Origin of the sequence: Acinetobacter wuhouensis (assembly GCF_001696605.3) — a bacterium.
GTDB classification, from domain to species: Bacteria; Pseudomonadota; Gammaproteobacteria; order Pseudomonadales; family Moraxellaceae; genus Acinetobacter; species Acinetobacter wuhouensis.
Genome location: NZ_CP031716.1, coordinates 1,334,645 through 1,349,578, shown reverse-complemented (window position 1 = coordinate 1,349,578; position 14,934 = coordinate 1,334,645). Strand labels below are relative to the sequence as shown.

The 14,934-nt window shown below is 40.1% G+C and carries 18 protein-coding genes and 1 pseudogene; 1 reads left to right on the top strand and 18 read right to left on the bottom strand.

Going from position 1 to position 14,934, the window contains the following annotated elements; genetic code table 11:
• Nucleotides 1-158: 158 nt before the first annotated feature.
• On the top strand, nucleotides 159-503 hold the full coding sequence (locus tag BEN71_RS07100; protein ID WP_068972739.1) for a hypothetical protein: 345 nt from the start codon (nucleotides 159-161) through the stop codon (nucleotides 501-503).
• A gap of 178 nt (nucleotides 504-681) precedes the next feature.
• Here BEN71_RS07100 and BEN71_RS07095 read toward each other — a convergent pair whose 3' ends face one another.
• The 18 genes and pseudogenes from BEN71_RS07095 to BEN71_RS07015 form a co-directional block, all read right to left on the bottom strand.
• Nucleotides 682-1,188 carry a lysozyme gene (locus BEN71_RS07095; RefSeq protein ID WP_117276794.1) on the bottom strand — a complete coding sequence of 169 codons (507 nt, stop codon included), beginning with the start codon at nucleotides 1,186-1,188 and terminating at the stop codon, nucleotides 682-684.
• Between the two features lie 33 nt (nucleotides 1,189-1,221).
• Nucleotides 1,222-1,383, bottom strand: a pseudogene (locus BEN71_RS19565) (DUF7940 domain-containing protein); the annotation flags it as partial.
• Nucleotides 1,380-1,694 carry a hypothetical protein gene (locus tag BEN71_RS07090; protein ID WP_068975507.1) on the bottom strand — a complete coding sequence of 105 codons (315 nt, stop codon included), beginning with the start codon at nucleotides 1,692-1,694 and terminating at the stop codon, nucleotides 1,380-1,382. The gene BEN71_RS07090 and the pseudogene BEN71_RS19565, both read right to left, overlap by 4 nt.
• A gap of 51 nt (nucleotides 1,695-1,745) precedes the next feature.
• A complete protein-coding gene (locus tag BEN71_RS07085; protein WP_068975508.1) occupies nucleotides 1,746-3,071 on the bottom strand; it encodes a hypothetical protein in 1,326 nt (441 codons plus the stop codon).
• An 18-nt stretch (nucleotides 3,072-3,089) separates the two neighbouring features.
• On the bottom strand, nucleotides 3,090-5,798 hold the full coding sequence (locus BEN71_RS07080; protein ID WP_068975509.1) for a phage tail protein: 2,709 nt from the start codon (nucleotides 5,796-5,798) through the stop codon (nucleotides 3,090-3,092).
• A complete protein-coding gene (locus tag BEN71_RS07075) occupies nucleotides 5,791-6,027 on the bottom strand; it encodes a hypothetical protein (protein ID WP_068975510.1) in 237 nt (78 codons plus the stop codon). The genes BEN71_RS07080 and BEN71_RS07075 overlap by 8 nt, the downstream gene beginning before the upstream one ends.
• Nucleotides 6,028-6,034: 7 nt before the next feature.
• Complete coding sequence (locus BEN71_RS07070) at nucleotides 6,035-6,250, bottom strand: hypothetical protein (RefSeq protein WP_068975511.1); 216 nt, start codon at nucleotides 6,248-6,250, stop codon at nucleotides 6,035-6,037.
• Nucleotides 6,250-7,215: a baseplate hub domain-containing protein gene (locus tag BEN71_RS07065; protein WP_068975512.1), complete on the bottom strand. Its 966-nt coding sequence runs from the start codon at nucleotides 7,213-7,215 to the stop codon at nucleotides 6,250-6,252. The genes BEN71_RS07070 and BEN71_RS07065 overlap by 1 nt, the downstream gene beginning before the upstream one ends.
• A 3-nt stretch (nucleotides 7,216-7,218) precedes the next feature.
• Nucleotides 7,219-8,364: a hypothetical protein gene (locus tag BEN71_RS07060; protein ID WP_068975513.1), complete on the bottom strand. Its 1,146-nt coding sequence runs from the start codon at nucleotides 8,362-8,364 to the stop codon at nucleotides 7,219-7,221.
• Nucleotides 8,361-11,318, bottom strand: coding sequence for a phage tail tape measure protein (locus tag BEN71_RS07055; protein ID WP_117276778.1), 2,958 nt, complete (start codon nucleotides 11,316-11,318; stop codon nucleotides 8,361-8,363). The genes BEN71_RS07060 and BEN71_RS07055 overlap by 4 nt, the downstream gene beginning before the upstream one ends.
• Before the next feature lie 58 nt (nucleotides 11,319-11,376).
• Complete coding sequence (locus tag BEN71_RS07050) at nucleotides 11,377-11,700, bottom strand: hypothetical protein (protein ID WP_086322818.1); 324 nt, start codon at nucleotides 11,698-11,700, stop codon at nucleotides 11,377-11,379.
• Between the two features lie 13 nt (nucleotides 11,701-11,713).
• The gene (locus BEN71_RS07045) at nucleotides 11,714-12,145 is read right to left on the bottom strand and encodes a hypothetical protein (protein WP_068975866.1); all 432 of its coding nucleotides are present in this window, start codon (nucleotides 12,143-12,145) and stop codon (nucleotides 11,714-11,716) included.
• Between the two features lie 77 nt (nucleotides 12,146-12,222).
• Nucleotides 12,223-12,495 (bottom strand): phage tail assembly protein T, encoded by a 273-nt coding sequence (locus BEN71_RS07040; protein ID WP_227542662.1) that lies wholly within the window; start codon nucleotides 12,493-12,495, stop codon nucleotides 12,223-12,225.
• 26 nt (nucleotides 12,496-12,521) lie between these two features.
• Nucleotides 12,522-12,863 (bottom strand): phage tail assembly chaperone family protein, TAC, encoded by a 342-nt coding sequence (locus tag BEN71_RS07035; RefSeq protein WP_068975865.1) that lies wholly within the window; start codon nucleotides 12,861-12,863, stop codon nucleotides 12,522-12,524.
• The gene (locus BEN71_RS07030) at nucleotides 12,863-13,333 is read right to left on the bottom strand and encodes a phage tail tube protein (protein ID WP_068975868.1); all 471 of its coding nucleotides are present in this window, start codon (nucleotides 13,331-13,333) and stop codon (nucleotides 12,863-12,865) included. The genes BEN71_RS07035 and BEN71_RS07030 overlap by 1 nt, the downstream gene beginning before the upstream one ends.
• Nucleotides 13,334-13,439: 106 nt before the next feature.
• Complete coding sequence (locus tag BEN71_RS07025; RefSeq protein ID WP_068975295.1) at nucleotides 13,440-13,991, bottom strand: PD-(D/E)XK nuclease family protein; 552 nt, start codon at nucleotides 13,989-13,991, stop codon at nucleotides 13,440-13,442.
• A 115-nt stretch (nucleotides 13,992-14,106) separates the two neighbouring features.
• Nucleotides 14,107-14,478, bottom strand: a complete 372-nt coding sequence (locus BEN71_RS07020; protein ID WP_068975296.1) for a DUF3168 domain-containing protein — start codon at nucleotides 14,476-14,478, stop codon at nucleotides 14,107-14,109.
• Nucleotides 14,475-14,933, bottom strand: a complete 459-nt coding sequence (locus tag BEN71_RS07015) for an HK97-gp10 family putative phage morphogenesis protein (RefSeq protein ID WP_068975297.1) — start codon at nucleotides 14,931-14,933, stop codon at nucleotides 14,475-14,477. Before BEN71_RS07015 ends, BEN71_RS07020 begins: the two co-directional genes overlap by 4 nt.
• Nucleotide 14,934: the final 1 nt, after the last annotated feature.

The window sequence follows — 14,934 nt, the reverse complement described above, 5'->3', positions numbered from 1 at the left end:
ATTAAAAATACTTTGTTTTACATCAAAAATGTTGGCATGACAGATTATAGGTATATAAAACTTTACACTTTATTTTTTGATTTGATTAATTTTTCTAATTATATTGATTCTGTCCAGCTGCTGGATGCCAAAAATTAGTTTAACAAAGGTGAATCATAATGAATAAGTATATCGTTGCTCTAGGTCTCGCTGCTACTGTTGCTCTTGTAGGTTGTAACAAAGAAAAAGCACCTGAAACAGGTGCAACCACAGGTGAACACATTGAAAACGCGGCAACTCAAGCAGGTCATGATGTGGCTAATGCAACTCAAGACGCTGCAAATGCAACTGCACAAGCAGCCGACAATGCTGCAACAGCAACTGCGACAGCTGTAGATAATGCTGCAAATGCAACTGCGAATGCCGCTGATGCTACAATTGATGCTGCTAAAGATGCAACTGCAGCAACAGCGGGTGCTGTTGAACAAGGTGCTGCGGATGTTAAAGAAAAAGCTCAACAATAATTTCGATACCTTCAAAAAGCTCCTTTAATAGGAGCTTTTTTATATTTAATTTCAATTATTTAAATTTAATTGGCGTAAATTTGGCGTAAGAACTTACTCAGAGGGCTTTCACCACCGCATCATGCTTACTCTTGCACTCATTATATTTCGCAACTGTATCATCAGATCAAAACCCTCCTTAGAGGGCTTTTTCAAACAATTTCTTTTCACTTAAACGACGATTTGTAAGACCATTCACCACTTTACCTTTCACCTTATTCCAGCGCGGAAATTGTTCGGCAGCACCTTTGTAATCACCTACATTCAATTTTTTAAGCAATGTAGAATTTAGAAAAGCACTTACACCAATGTTGTAAGCCAATGAAACCAATGCATCGAACTGATTTTGATTAAGCTGAACTTTCACTTTATTGACAGCATTTTCAAATGATTTTAAATCATATGCCATATATGCTTTGGCTTGCTCAAGCGTACATTTATCACCTTTTTTAACCCGCACCCCATTCGGGTATTTGATTGTTCCAAAACCGATCGTCCAAACGCCTCCGCTATCGGGATAAGCTTCATTTTCAAAGCCCTCATACCCACAGATTCGATCAATACCAACCTTGCTTGTCACTTGTTGAATTTTAGCAAACTGTTGAATATGAAGTTCAGGTTGTGCTTTTAACCGAGCTAAGATCATAGCCACACCAACAAATGCACCAACGTATTCTTTCCATTGTTCAGGAATTGAATTTTTCACATCCTGAGGAATCAAATTCCAGAATGTTAAAAAGTGCTCAGAGAATAAACTCAAGACAAAAAAAAAGGCGCTAATTGCGCCTACTTGCACCGACTTGAGTTTCCAAGCTAGTTTCCAATCTTCAATTAATTTCATTTACGATCCTCTCTATGGCTCTGAATAATTGCCGTGTCTTGCTTAAGTTGATTGATTGTATTAATGGTCCATGTGCCACCCGAAACAGCTATACCGAGCAATATCGCTGCCCCCCACTTCAATAAACCGATAGCGCCTTGAGCTTGATGGTTTTGCTGTTCAAGCGCTTCAATTTTGACTCGTTGCTGATCAAGTGCTTGGTGATACCCTTTATTAATTGCATTTGATTCAATGAGTTGTTCAGATACTTTTTGCAATTTATCTGTCACTTCATTTAATTTTTTCCAAAGTGATGCACTTGGTTCATTCACTTGCGCCCCCTAAATTTTGGCAATAAAAAAGCACCTTATTGGGCGCATTAGTTAGTGTAAATTAATCCATGATGTGCCGTCATAGCACCGTAATTTTTTTAAAGTTGAATCAAAATAGACATCACCCTCACTAACATCAACTGTTGGAGCTGAAGCTAGTGGTACATAATTAACCTGACCAGAAGACTTTATTCGTAATCTTTCTTGTCTTATTACAGAGTTTACTGCTGTTGTTCCAAACCCAATATATGTACTTTGATTTGTATCACTCCATACTGTATTGGAATGGAAAGACATTATAGCTTTTGCACCAGAAGCCCAACCGGATGTAGAGTACCCTTGACCAGTAATAAAACCAATCATAGTATTAGCTGGTGTTGCTGATGGGGATTCAACACTACCACCAGTAGTTGCACAACGAATACCAGCAGATGCAGAAGCACCATAATTAACAACATTAATGTTTGATTGCACACCACCAGACGAACTTACAGTCAATGCAGCGTCATTAATATTGGAAATTGGACTTGTATGCAAGTCATTAGAAGCATCCCAAGTGCCACTTGCAGAATGTACAAATATACCGCCATGATGTGGCATTATAACTCGTTCTTGACGAACATTTGAGCCTTTTGGTGTTGTAAGGAATCTTAAATAAGAACCATAATTAGTCGGTGTTTGATTTTCTGCTGCAACCCAGTGGATAGAAACAGGAGATGAAGCCTGAAAGTCTCCACCAGAATGGTAGGCTCGACCACCAACACCTGAAAATATATCACCTTTTAAAACACCTGTTGGTGCAGCTGGTGTACCTCTTGCGTATCTACCATGTAGTATTCCACCGCCATTTATACCGTATGTTGTGGCTGTAATATCTGCTTGCTTGCTCAGATCTCCAACATTTGTCAGGTTTAATTTTGCATCCTTACCAAGCGTCATAACCTCGGAATCATTTAGAATGAAAGACATATTTACAGCTTGTCCTGTACCAGCACTACTTGCGTTAAGCCTGCACTGACTGCCAACTACTGAAATCTGCATATAGTTTGAGTTATTAGGATCAGATGAACTAAATGCAGTAAAGGTACTTATATTAGATGTGCCAGATGGTATAGCGCCTACAGATGTTTGACTGTCATCATCAATTGTTTGAAAAAGTGTTCTATCTGAAATTGGAGAACCAGAAAACCTTGATAGAATACGCCTGGCAACACCTTCAATATTTAAGTTGCTGTTTATAGTTCCGCTAGACGACCCTCCACCGCCAAGGTTATTTGAAGCAACTTGTTTACTTACGCCGCCCTGAACAACCTCGATAAGCTCAGTTCCGTCCAACGGTGTTGTAGCTGCTGGTAATTCTGAAATCTTTTTAGCCATGATGAGCTCCTCTAAATTCTAAATAATTAATATTTCGCCAGCCTCGGTTACGCGGGTTTCACCCGACTCCGTAATGCGCGTTTCACGCAAAGAAAGCACATGCTCAAAACTCTGAAAGCTCAAAAATCCATCTCGCTCGGATGAGATTTTTACTTTTATCGCGTCGGTAGTGATGTTTGAAATGTCTATCGTATGTGAATTCACAACACCAACATTTTGAGTTAAAAGTAGCGTCTCGGAATTATTAGAATAATCAAATGCGTAGATGGAAATAATGTAAGTGGTCCCGCTTTCCAGTGTTACACTGCCTTCATACCACCCAAGAATTTCACCACCGGTTTGCTGTATGCGGTTTCGATCTACCCATGTTAAAATCAGATCCGTTTCAATATCTACAGGCCAATATTCACCATTAATTTTTACATTGGCTGGTGGGTAAGGGCGGATTGCACGCGCAGCGCAGGTCAAGTCGTGTGCTGTTGCTTCGCTAACATCAAGTACATCCGATCCGGTCAGTGTTAATGCCTTAAGTGAAACATTCTCTCCGCTTAAATACTCTAAATCATCAAGACCTGAATAATTATCCCAACCAAACACTTTTGAACCCGCATCATGCTTTTGCGGTACTGTGTCAAAACATCCACGTTTCACATTGACCACATTTGTTACTGCATTAAAACTAACAAAAGCCATGATTTCATCATTGACTTGGATTCGATGATTTACGTCAAGCAATTCAAATTCAGCAACATTTTCAAGTTCAAAACTCGAATCCATATATCCGATGTCATTTTTCAAAGAAGCACTTGGACAGAAATCTAAAGTCGTTCTTTCATCGTAACCCGCACCCGCATCCACATATAAACTTGCATTTACATGTTGGTTATTTGGACGGATTGCTGCCATTCCGACATAACCAAGTTCAGGATAATTTGAAAGTTTGGCATCTACTTCATCCTGCCCATACTGCTCAACGAGCTCAATGTACGGCACTTCAAATGCAATGGCTGTCGCGTTTTTTGCAGTGCTATCGCCACTGGTGATCGGTGGCACATATTCAACAACAGACTGCATTGGACTGCTAAAAGAGTCTTCAATTGCTTCGACATAAACTGTGTTATTGATCCCATCGCCACGTTTTATTGTTCGGATACGCATTACAGCTTCAGATAGCCCATAGCTTTCATCAGATAGCTTAAACGGCATACCTTCGTGCCAGTTTTCAGAAAAACTTTCATCCACATCAAATGATACTGATGCCAATGTGCTGGATAGTGTTTTCAGATCACGCAATGAAACACGACTAGCCAAATCACTATTGGTAAACCCTTTATAATCAACTGACTGAGAAATGACCCCACCTTGTTGTGCAATCCGAGCGATGTCTTGAACTGTCACAGTTGAATCTTTTGCACGCTCACGATCCCAATACGTCACAGTGACTGAATTGACACATTCAGCTAGAGTGCGACGTTCAAAGTCAAGATTACGAATATTACTTTCATCCAATAAAATTAAATTAACATCATCATAGTCATCACGAATTAAATAAAGCTTCCACTTGTTTGTGACACGATCCAAATATAGCTGTGCATTAATGTGCTCTTTGATGTTATCAACAAACTCATTAATTGAAGTTGAATCAGTCCATTTGATCGACATCCCCATTTGTTCATCATAGAGAGTATCAGCTGCATGTCTAAAAGATGCATCGTCAATATTCGATTCTGAAACGCCTACCCCCCATACTTGATTTGTCAAACATTCACGTATGATATGTGCTGGATTAATGTCTGCTTCTTTCATTGATCGATTTTTTAACCTTAAATCAAACCAAATCCAATTACCTGGACGCTCTCCAAAACCATCATCAATACATTTAATAGTGATTCTATTTGAACCAAGTTTGAAAAATGAAGCACTCAACTCTTTCGAATAATAGTGAGCGTTCACATTGTAATCAGATAAAGTTAGGATCCCATTCACCCAGACTGTTATTCCATTATCTAAAAAACATTCAAATAAAAAACTTTGATTCAATGAATCAATATCAACGAATGTTTCAGCCCACAAAATTGTTTGTTGTTCAATTACTGTAGCTGGTGATGTAGGAAAACCATAGTGCCCAGGACCTGCAAAAAATTTATCACCAAACGGTGATGCACCACTGTTCCATAAGCTTTTATCTACATCTGTATAATCTGCCGAATCTGACGCTGAAACACTTTTATATTTCCAAATCGTATCTTCAGGTTTAAATAAATACTGTTTTGTATTGATTTCCGCTTTTTCGTCATACCACTGAACTTGACCATCATGCCGTGTATGAATCCGCTTCACACGCCATTTTGAGTCAGGCATGTTTGGTGCAGTACCGATGTAAACATTATCAAAAACAACCGAACACACCCCACGATACGCAGAAATCAATCCACCAAAGGCATTCGAAATTTTTGCGCAAATACGCTGTAAAGTACTGCTTTTCTGCTGATCTGAACGTCCAAATAAAAGCTCAATATTTCCTTGGATACCACCTGATTGCTCATCTCCACCAAATAAGCTTGGCTTATTGATATAGATAGTTTTATTTGTATTCTCTTCTGCCAAATAAGCATCTTTGTCTTGAAATGAAATTTTGGTGATTGCATCGATTGGGCCATGACATAAAACAAAATGAGCACTAGCAAAATACTTATAACCTATCGTTTGCTTTTTCTTTTTAGCCATCTTCTTTAGCCCTCATAATCACTTGCTGCGCCATTGCATCATGGCCAAACAGTTCCTCAAAACGCGCTATTGGCATTCCGTTATCAAAAAAATCTTTTATCTCAGCATTGGTTAAGCCGTGATTCAAAAAAAAGCGTCTTGCTTTGATCGTACACATGCTGCAAGCACGTATATGATGGACAAAAATAAAGCCCGCATTTTGCGAGCAATGGTCATTTTCAGATTGCATAGATCACCTATTTTTTGATTGCCTTCGGTGTTTCAGCTAAAAATGCTGTAACGTTTGGTGCAACATCACAAGTGCCAAAAATAACAGGAATTGATCCCCCTTCATCAGCAGCAGTTAAATCAAGCTCACCTGGTGATAGCTTTGTTTTTTGACCCTTTCTCATCATTAGATATGAGTACGCAGCTGATGCGATTGATATTACTACAGCTATAATCGGGAACATTACACAATCCTAGTTGTCGTCGGGTTATCTTCTGGCATATACGGAAAGCCGAGAAAATTATTAGTGTTACCAAATCGATGGCATGCAGTTAATGATTTCATGCAACCGGGATAGACTGTCACAAAAAATACTGATTGAGCTGCTAAATCAAATACAACTTGCTTTTGTTCTACAATATTCTTTGCATTTTGAAAATCTTGCTCATAAGTCGGACTCAATGGATCTAAAGCATCACGATTTGCAATAGCTTGCTCAAGTTCAATTTTGGCAATGTTATATTCAGATAAAGCCACATCTGTTGTTATTTGACTAGACAGCGTATCTAAGCGACGAATCAAAGTGACTGATTGTCCAGTGCTCGATTCAATTGCTACATTTACACCTGCATTACTTTGCAACATACCAAGCCTAAAATAATTATCATCAACAGATAAATTACGTAGTTGTACATTTAATTTATCTACTGATTTGACTGTTGTTTGAATACCCCAAAGCAACTTGTCTAGCTTACAACCCTTTCCGTACAAGTCGTGACAACAAGTTCGTTGATACTTATAACGCGCACCAGCTCGCCCCAAACTTGTATAGTCTGTTTCACACTTCAGTGTAATTTCTACACCTTCGGGCTTAACAGCAGTTACACGTCCCTGCCACAACGTTGAAATCGTGCCGAACTGCAACTTGCTTACTTTAACAAGAATGTTTTCTTCAAGTGCTGAACGTAGACAATCTTGTGCAAACTCACTATTCAAAGCAAAAATAATATCGATTGAATTTTTCTCTAAATCACTACTTGAATCAATTGATGATCTAGTGAGTGTAATTGCTTCATAAATAGTCTCGCCATCTTGAACAGGCTTATCACCAGATGTGTAGTAAAACTTACTTTCACCTCTTGTGAACTCGTACAATTCACGACGAACAGCAGAGTTGGTTAGTGATTGAAAAAATTTACTCAATCCCATTTTTCAAACCCCTATTTCTAAAATTGAAACTGAAGCCTCAACAATATCAGCACCTTGAAAATTTAAATCAATAGAATCAGCATCTAATCGATGTAGGCTTAAATATGAAATGCGTTGAATAGATGAAGCATTCTTATTCAACGCAGGCGTTATCGTGATTTGTACAGTGCTTCCCGAAACCAGTGCAGATGCGGTGATAGTGTGAGCCGTCCAGATGCCATTACTCTTGATTGCAATATGTTTGCGAACATCACTAAGCTGCTTATACTGATCGGATTCAATCAGCATGACTGATGAAATGAATCCTGTGCTTTTACAGCGCATATTAGCTTCATACGTTGGCAACCAGAACGGACGGTATTTTCCTCGTCTGCGAAATAGAAATTGCCGATATGCATACAGATCTTCAGCACTATGAATCACCGCTCGGTACTGCTTTGAATATCGCGCAAAATTCCAATCTGAGTTTTGAAAAATCACTCCAACTTCGTTATTAATCATGTTCTGTTGCTGCACCAAGGTAGATTCCATGGAGTCACCAGAATAAGTTAGGCAAAACCAATACAAATCATTTCCTAAAAATTGTTGCGGCACACTTTCAGCAACTTCAGGTTCATCAATTACGATAAATGTAATGGATGACTGTGTATGTAGGCTGCTAATCTGTCGCGAAATATCTCCGCTAATAAAACATACTCGCACTGGGTAAAGCTTCGCATTCGAGATATTCACGACATTAGTAAGCACCAAGCGGTCGACTTCAACTGTTTCAACTTTAACCAATACTTGCTCAGAGTTGTTTTTCAACAATGCAAGGCAGCCATCATAAAAAGAGAAAATATCAGTCCGACACATCACAAAATCAGCAGATACATCACCAACAAATTGAGATTCCTGAAACAATGGAACAGCCCAGTTTTTACGTATTCCGCCCCATTGAGTATTGAAATGCTGTGCAATTTCATTACGTAATACAACTGAAGAAAAGCCCAGCGTTTGCCGGGCTTTATCTTTGAGCGGAGTTCTGACTTCTGTACCATTTTTAGACTCAAACACATCAGTTTTAAACCCTAATGTTTCAGTCCCTCCAACCAATGCTGGCGAAGTTAACAAAATTACCTCACCGAAATTTTCCGTTGTTAATTTCATGCAATCATCGCCTTAATCGAAGATCGATTATTTTTAATGAAATTCATAAAGGTTTTAGTACCAGATGAAGTGCCCATGAAATCACCTACAATCGAAGGATCTAAGATGTTATTGATTTGTAGATGCTGTAAATTTGCTTGTTGTTTTTGTTGCGCCTCCTCCATATATCCGCTAATAGTTGGACTTTGAGCATTTATCAATTTAGGCGCATCCAACGCTAATCCACCATCAGCGAACCCATTACGAATTGAATCTCGCAATGCATAGAAGCCAGCCGGCCCACCTAGTGCAGCGATTTCTTCTTGCGTTAAAACCCCTTCACCTTTGTGGACAATACCAGCCGGCTCATATTTACCACCGAATCCAGTAAAACCACCAGTTGCATAGCCAACAGGACTCAATGCTGAAACAGCAGCTTGAAGCAATCCAGTTTCCATTGTTGCAATACCAACTGCTGGCAAATTATATGGGAAAGGTGCTGATGCCCAAGCTGCTGAAATTGCTTGATAACTATTCATTGCAGTAGAGAACAATGCAAAGCCTTTTTGAACACTACCAAGAATGGCATAAGCCGAACTTGATGAATCAACTAAGCCCATCATCATGCCTGCAAAATCTGCACCGTACTGGGCACCGTATGACATCTGCATAGCCAAACGCTGTTGTTGATACTCCTCTTCTGTCAATAGCATGTGCTTACGTGCTTCTGCAAGCAAATCTATGTCTTGCTGATATGGAGACTTTTCAAGCCCCATCATGGACTGATAATCACTCCAAACCTGTTCACGCTTGGAGTTTTCTTCTACTCCCTGCTGAATATTCGCCTGCTTTACTAGCGCATTTTTCATCTCAGGTGAATATTCCGCAGTATTAAGAATTTCTTCTCGTACTAATGCGTAATATTCTTTGGCATAGTCTTCAGTAGATATCCAGTGGCGCTTAGCTTCAAGGAGTTGTTTTTTATCACTCAGCTCTTTTTGTTTCTGAGCTTCCTGATATTCAGTAACGTCTTTTTGATATGCAGCATTTTGCAAGTCGCTGTACTTTTTAATTGCTGATTGGTCACCAGCAAAGGCTATTTTAATATCTAAAAGCTTATCGCCATGCTCTACCTCAAGTTTTTCACGCTCAGTTAAATACTGACGAATAACAGATTGTTGTGCCCGCTGAGATTCTTCCCGAATACGATCCGCTTCCTCATTGGTTTTGGCAATTAAACCCAGTTCATCTTGTGCCTGTTTTGCTGCCTCAGCATTGCCTTTAAATCCAAGTACAGAAACATGCAAATGCCCACCAGTGGCGCGTGATGATGGGTTTCTGTACTCATCCAAGACCTTAACCACATAACCATATCGCTTGGCAACATCCTCAAGCTGCTTGACAGCCTGAGTTGATTTAGAGGCATCAGCAATTGTGAAATCAAAGGCATTACCTGTTGCATGTTTGCTGTTTGTGCCTTTGTGATATAAGTCATTGAACGCGGTAAAGCGATTTAAGTCGGATCCCAGTTGCTTTTGCGCCATTTGTGCAAAGTTGGCGGTATAACCACGAACCTGACCACCGGCAAATGCCTCAGATGACTTAATGCGCAACCCAGACAATGCGGAAGCACCAACCATCTTATTTAGGTTTTCTTGCTCTTTTGCTACCTTGGTTTTTGCCGCAGCTTGTTTTTCAGTGGCTTTGGCATTTTCATCAGCTGCTTTAGTATCTAATGCAAGGCCCTTTGCGGACTGCTGTGCAGCACTATTAACATCAAGAATTGCATTAACTAAATCGTTGGTAGATTTGGTTGCGGAATCACCAATTATACTAAACGAATCAATGCGATTACCGTAATCCGCTAAAGTTTGCTCAATATCATCAAACATCATATTAACGGTTGCAATCTTATCCCCTTTTAAGGCAGCAATTGCAGCGGCTACCCCACCAATAACTTTACCAGCAATCGTGAATGCGGCCGAAACCCCGAGAGCGACTTTTGCCACTGCTTTCATCACAGACCCAATACCGGCACCAACGCTTTGCAATTGCTGTCCATTTTTGGAAGTGCTAAAGAATGCATTAGCAACATCAATGATGGCAGGCATAAACCCTGAGACCAGTTGATTCTTCCAGCCTTGGAATTGCAAGTTCACCGCCTTAACTTGGGCTGCCAGCAACTGAGATTGTTCCGCTGCCTCTTTCGTGGTTTTTAATCCAGCTTGTTGAAGAGCTAAATCAAATGCATCCAACGCCTTGCCATTCTCTGCAAATATTGGTGCTAAATTGGCTAGGTCGCTTGCTAAACTCTCAAAAATAAAGCGGCGCTCTTGCGATGTGACTCCAAGCTCATCCATTTTATTGTTAAGCATTTGAATGGCTTCAATGCCATCTTTACCTTGCAAGGTTTTACCAAATGACTTGATTTGACTCTCTGTCATCTTAGTATTGTTTTTCAATGCATCAAAGAAATCAGCAGCCCCGCCACCTTTGGTCGCACTAAATTCACCGAGCTTTTCTTGCACATCAGCAAGAATACTTCCAAGCTGATCTTGAGAAACCCCTAAACCCTCGGCAGCGTACTGCAAAACCTGAAAGCTTCCGATGCTTGTATTTGCTCGATTCGCCAAAACCTGAAGTTCATTATTGGCTTTTGCTGTTTCAATAGCCATTTTGCTAAGGCTGGCGACAGCCAAAACAGTACCGCCTGCGACCATTCCTGCCAAAGCAGCACTAGCAACGCCAATCCCACCACTGAGCGAGCCAATTTTTGTATTAAATGAATCGACAAGCGAACCTAGTTGAGTTCCACCTAAAGCATCTGCTACCTGATTCTTGAATCCAGCGAAAGCTTTATTCATGTTATCAGTGGTTTGCTTGGTTTTGCGTTCCGCCTGCGTCATACCCTGTTCGTATGAACCGAGCTTTACTGCTAAATCTAAGGTCAACCGACCAAGGGATGCTGCTGCCATAACTTTTCCTCAGGCAATAAAAAACCCCGCTGGTGCGAGGCTTTAATACTTAAAAACTTTAAGAGTATTTCTTAATACAGCTTCTATATGCTGCCGTATAGGTAGCCAATGCCTGAAATTTAATACCCTGTTCTGTGTATTCTTTTGGCAAAGTGTAGATTAAATTAGTTAATATTCTTTTTATTTCCTCTCTATACTCTCGATCATCCCATTCATCAACTAGCTCTAGCTGCTCTTTCAGGGTTTCACCTTTATATTTATTTTCCAGTAGCTCCATAACATATTTTGAATGCCCATCACAACGCTCATCTAGGGTTCGCTCCTCAGCAAAAATAACTTGTGTTGATATGGTTAGCAGAATCGCCATTAATAGTTTTTTCATTTCTCAGCTCCAACTAAACCAGATCATTAACGTTATTAATTGCGAGCTTTACACCATAACTACCTGCACTTTCTTCATCTTTCCAGCCACCATCTATGACCGCCGGCACAGTTTTATTTATTACCTTTCCTGCTAGTTTGACTGCCTCACCTTTGCTCAAGTAACCCACAATCAAACCATTGATCTCAACCTTAACAGCATTTTTATCATACTGATTAAATGGCTCTGAGCTGACTTTTGCATAGCACTCAAAAAACTTTGATTCTTCTTCTTTGGGGCCAGCTATCTTTTTTAAGTTATTTTGATAGGACTGTTCACCAACAATGTTGTACGCGTATGAAATGTTGTTTAGGTTTGGATTTATACTTGTTTCACTTGCTTCCTTTTTAGCTTTCAAAACATACCAAATAATCACACCAACAATTGCTGCTATTACTATTTCCACACCCAACCCCAAATATTTGTTATTCAGGACAAGATACTAACTATTTGTTAAAAAAGAAACCGACCTAAGTCGATTCCTTACTCACCACCGTATGTTTGAAGCATATATTCCTCAAGCGACATCTCCCGTGGTTGCTCCTCATGTGGCATAAATGACAGTGCTTTTACATCTTTGGCACCTTTTGAACCAAGATAGGTCGCTATCAAATTACCAAAGCCTTGTTCGACACGCCTTCCAGTAAAAAAAGAGCCGCGTTTATTTCTAAACGCAACCCATTGAGAAACCTCAGCATTAGTCATATTGGATTTAGCTTCAGCAATTGTGCGCCCACCAACCCCGTTAAGAACCAATTCACACCAGAATTCATCATCTGGTGTTAATCGGACTTTCCCTCTTCATCCTTAGGTGGTTTTTCAATACCTAGAATTTTATTAAATACAGCACCTGCCAAAGATGGTGTGAAGTTTGTTGATACCTGCTTTTGGGTTAGATAAACATTGCCATCATCATCAACCAATGCTTTAGAAATCCACTCAGCAACCACATCTTCACCTTTATTTAATCGCTTAAATAATGGCTCGGTAACCGCGTAGGGCAATTGCTTGATGCGAATATCAACAGTTTCAGTTTTCCCATGATGCTTGAATTCAACTTCAGCCTCATGAATATCATTAACCAATGCACCTTGTGCAATATCGCTTAGGTTTAATTTAGCCATTATGGAGTCACCACTCGTGGAGTTGTTACGACTGCTGAAGTGCGAACAAGTGTGAATGTGTAACCAACCAAGGTGTCTTGCTCAATCGTTGGTGCGGCGGGGTTGATATAGCCTTCAAATGACCACCAAATACGATCTTTTGGAAGATCAATTCCGCTTCCAGCCGTGTAAGTTGGTGGTGTTTTTGAATGGCTTGAGCCTACATACCAATCCACTTTTTCACCTGAATCAGCCAATGCAATAAGCTGTAAATGGCTTGCGTTCTCATCATCAAGATCAATTTGTAGTGAGCCTTCGCCCGGATCACGCAAGCCGCGCTCATAATCTTTAGTGTCTGAATCAAGACAAGTTGATTCAATCTTTGAGAACGAATCCTCACCGAATGAAAATGCTTTTGGGCAAGTGAAACGAACCACTGCACCATCGACAACAGCAAAAATCTGTGTCCCGTTGGATTTAATACGCGCCATGAGTAGCTACTCCTCAAATTTTTGGCATAAAAAAAGCCACCGAGTGGTGGCATTGGTTTGAAATTAATTTATTTATTCAAATAGGCATGGTTATCAGATGAAGTAATCAATCCTCATCGAGCATCCACATCTTTGGAACAATAATCTTGGTAATATTATCTGGAAGGTCAACCTTGAAATCGCAAGCAATCGCATATCCAGATTTCACATTCATTTCATGCATGTATTCAAGCAGCTGAGCGAGTGATTTGCTAGTGAATGACTTTTTACACTCAACTGGAACAGTTTCACCCTCAAGCTCTGCAAAAAAATCTGGGCGCTTCCCACTTGCCAATGGTTTCCCTTTTACTATTTTTATTCCATTTCTCTGCCCATATATTTTCATCCAGCTGTGAACTACTGAATACTCATCTTCTCCGAGTTTCTTTTCTGGTGAGACAGAAAGCTTGTAATTGAAAATACAGGCATCTTGCACAGCCATTCGCAGCATTGAGAATGTTACAGATTTACCATCATCATTTTTTTCTGTAAATTTCAGCAAGCTAATCATTGTCTCAAAATCTTGCTCCAATGATGCATCATAAGCATGAGCCAATACATCAGCAAATGTGAAGTTTGCGCTATCACTGTCAGTTATCTTAGAATTGATATCAGTCATTTTGTTAGCCTTAATAACATTATGATTAGAGCCCGTTTTGTGCTTCCAACACTTATCGGGCTTGTTTATTTATTATACCAAAATTAAAGATAATTTAATATAAAACAACAACTAACTATCTATCCAAAAACCAATTCGCATCAAAGCCGCGACCAAAAATATTGGTATCAGCTATGCGTTCGAAATGGTTTGGGTGAATATTGGTGACATAACAGTGTGGGTCTAAAGCCTTTCTGATTGCAGCACGGATATCGGATGCTCTTTTCTGCTGAGTGTCGTAAACTACAATCTGAAATGAAACATGGTCTATAGCGGCTGGGCAATCCAAGTGGTTTTCAGGATTGGCTGTGACCACTGACCAGACTGCATAGGGATATGGCGTTTTGTGTGGCGCTACATCTTCAAATACTCTTAAAGGATTAGTGCCGAGCAATGTTGTGACCGCTGAAGCCAATTTCAGCGTCGGAACTACGGGTAAAATGTTCATAATTTTGCGAGTTCCTTGTCGATTTCTTTATTGAAGTTTTCAGCAAAGCTATTGGTCACGGCTTGGATGTTGTTTTGCAGTGCTGGGCGCATGAATGGTGTGCCTGGATTGTTGGCACTTGGGTACTCAATAAAGCGCCAATGTCGAGTGTCGCCACCTGGTGTTTTAGGTGGATTTTTGTTTGAGAATGACGCACCACCACGAACACCGACACGCATCACCACTTCATTCGGGTTTCGTGTTTTCCCCGCAGCAATAGCAATGTTTTTCCAGATCTTTTCTGCGGTTTCTGGATCATCCAGAGTTTTTGCATTGGCCCTTGCCGCATCCCGGACAATCGCCATAGCTTTACGAGCAGAACGTCGAGCAGCGTTCTTCATCAAGCGAGGATTGCCAAGTCTTTTAAGTTTTTCTTGAACCTCATCCAATCCTTCAATATTGAATTCTACTGACATG

Bases quoted from the DNA above. Each gene is read 5' to 3' on its own strand.
- BEN71_RS07100 (WP_068972739.1), top strand. From the start codon at position 159: ATGAATAAGTATATCGTTGCTCTAGGTCTCGCTGCTACTGTTGCTCTT.
- BEN71_RS07095 (WP_117276794.1), bottom strand. From the start codon at position 1,188: ATGATCTTAGCTCGGTTAAAAGCACAACCTGAACTTCATATTCAACAG.
- BEN71_RS07085 (WP_068975508.1), bottom strand. From the start codon at position 3,071: ATGGCTAAAAAGATTTCAGAATTACCAGCAGCTACAACACCGTTGGAC.
- BEN71_RS07080 (WP_068975509.1), bottom strand. From the start codon at position 5,798: ATGGCTAAAAAGAAAAAGCAAACGATAGGTTATAAGTATTTTGCTAGT.
- BEN71_RS07075 (WP_068975510.1), bottom strand. From the start codon at position 6,027: ATGCAATCTGAAAATGACCATTGCTCGCAAAATGCGGGCTTTATTTTT.
- BEN71_RS07070 (WP_068975511.1), bottom strand. From the start codon at position 6,250: ATGTTCCCGATTATAGCTGTAGTAATATCAATCGCATCAGCTGCGTAC.
- BEN71_RS07065 (WP_068975512.1), bottom strand. From the start codon at position 7,215: ATGGGATTGAGTAAATTTTTTCAATCACTAACCAACTCTGCTGTTCGT.
- BEN71_RS07060 (WP_068975513.1), bottom strand. From the start codon at position 8,364: ATGAAATTAACAACGGAAAATTTCGGTGAGGTAATTTTGTTAACTTCG.
- BEN71_RS07055 (WP_117276778.1), bottom strand. From the start codon at position 11,318: ATGGCAGCAGCATCCCTTGGTCGGTTGACCTTAGATTTAGCAGTAAAG.
- BEN71_RS07050 (WP_086322818.1), bottom strand. From the start codon at position 11,700: ATGAAAAAACTATTAATGGCGATTCTGCTAACCATATCAACACAAGTT.
- BEN71_RS07035 (WP_068975865.1), bottom strand. From the start codon at position 12,863: ATGGCTAAATTAAACCTAAGCGATATTGCACAAGGTGCATTGGTTAAT.
- BEN71_RS07030 (WP_068975868.1), bottom strand. From the start codon at position 13,333: ATGGCGCGTATTAAATCCAACGGGACACAGATTTTTGCTGTTGTCGAT.
- BEN71_RS07025 (WP_068975295.1), bottom strand. From the start codon at position 13,991: ATGACTGATATCAATTCTAAGATAACTGACAGTGATAGCGCAAACTTC.
- BEN71_RS07020 (WP_068975296.1), bottom strand. From the start codon at position 14,478: ATGAACATTTTACCCGTAGTTCCGACGCTGAAATTGGCTTCAGCGGTC.
- BEN71_RS07015 (WP_068975297.1), bottom strand. From the start codon at position 14,933: ATGTCAGTAGAATTCAATATTGAAGGATTGGATGAGGTTCAAGAAAAA.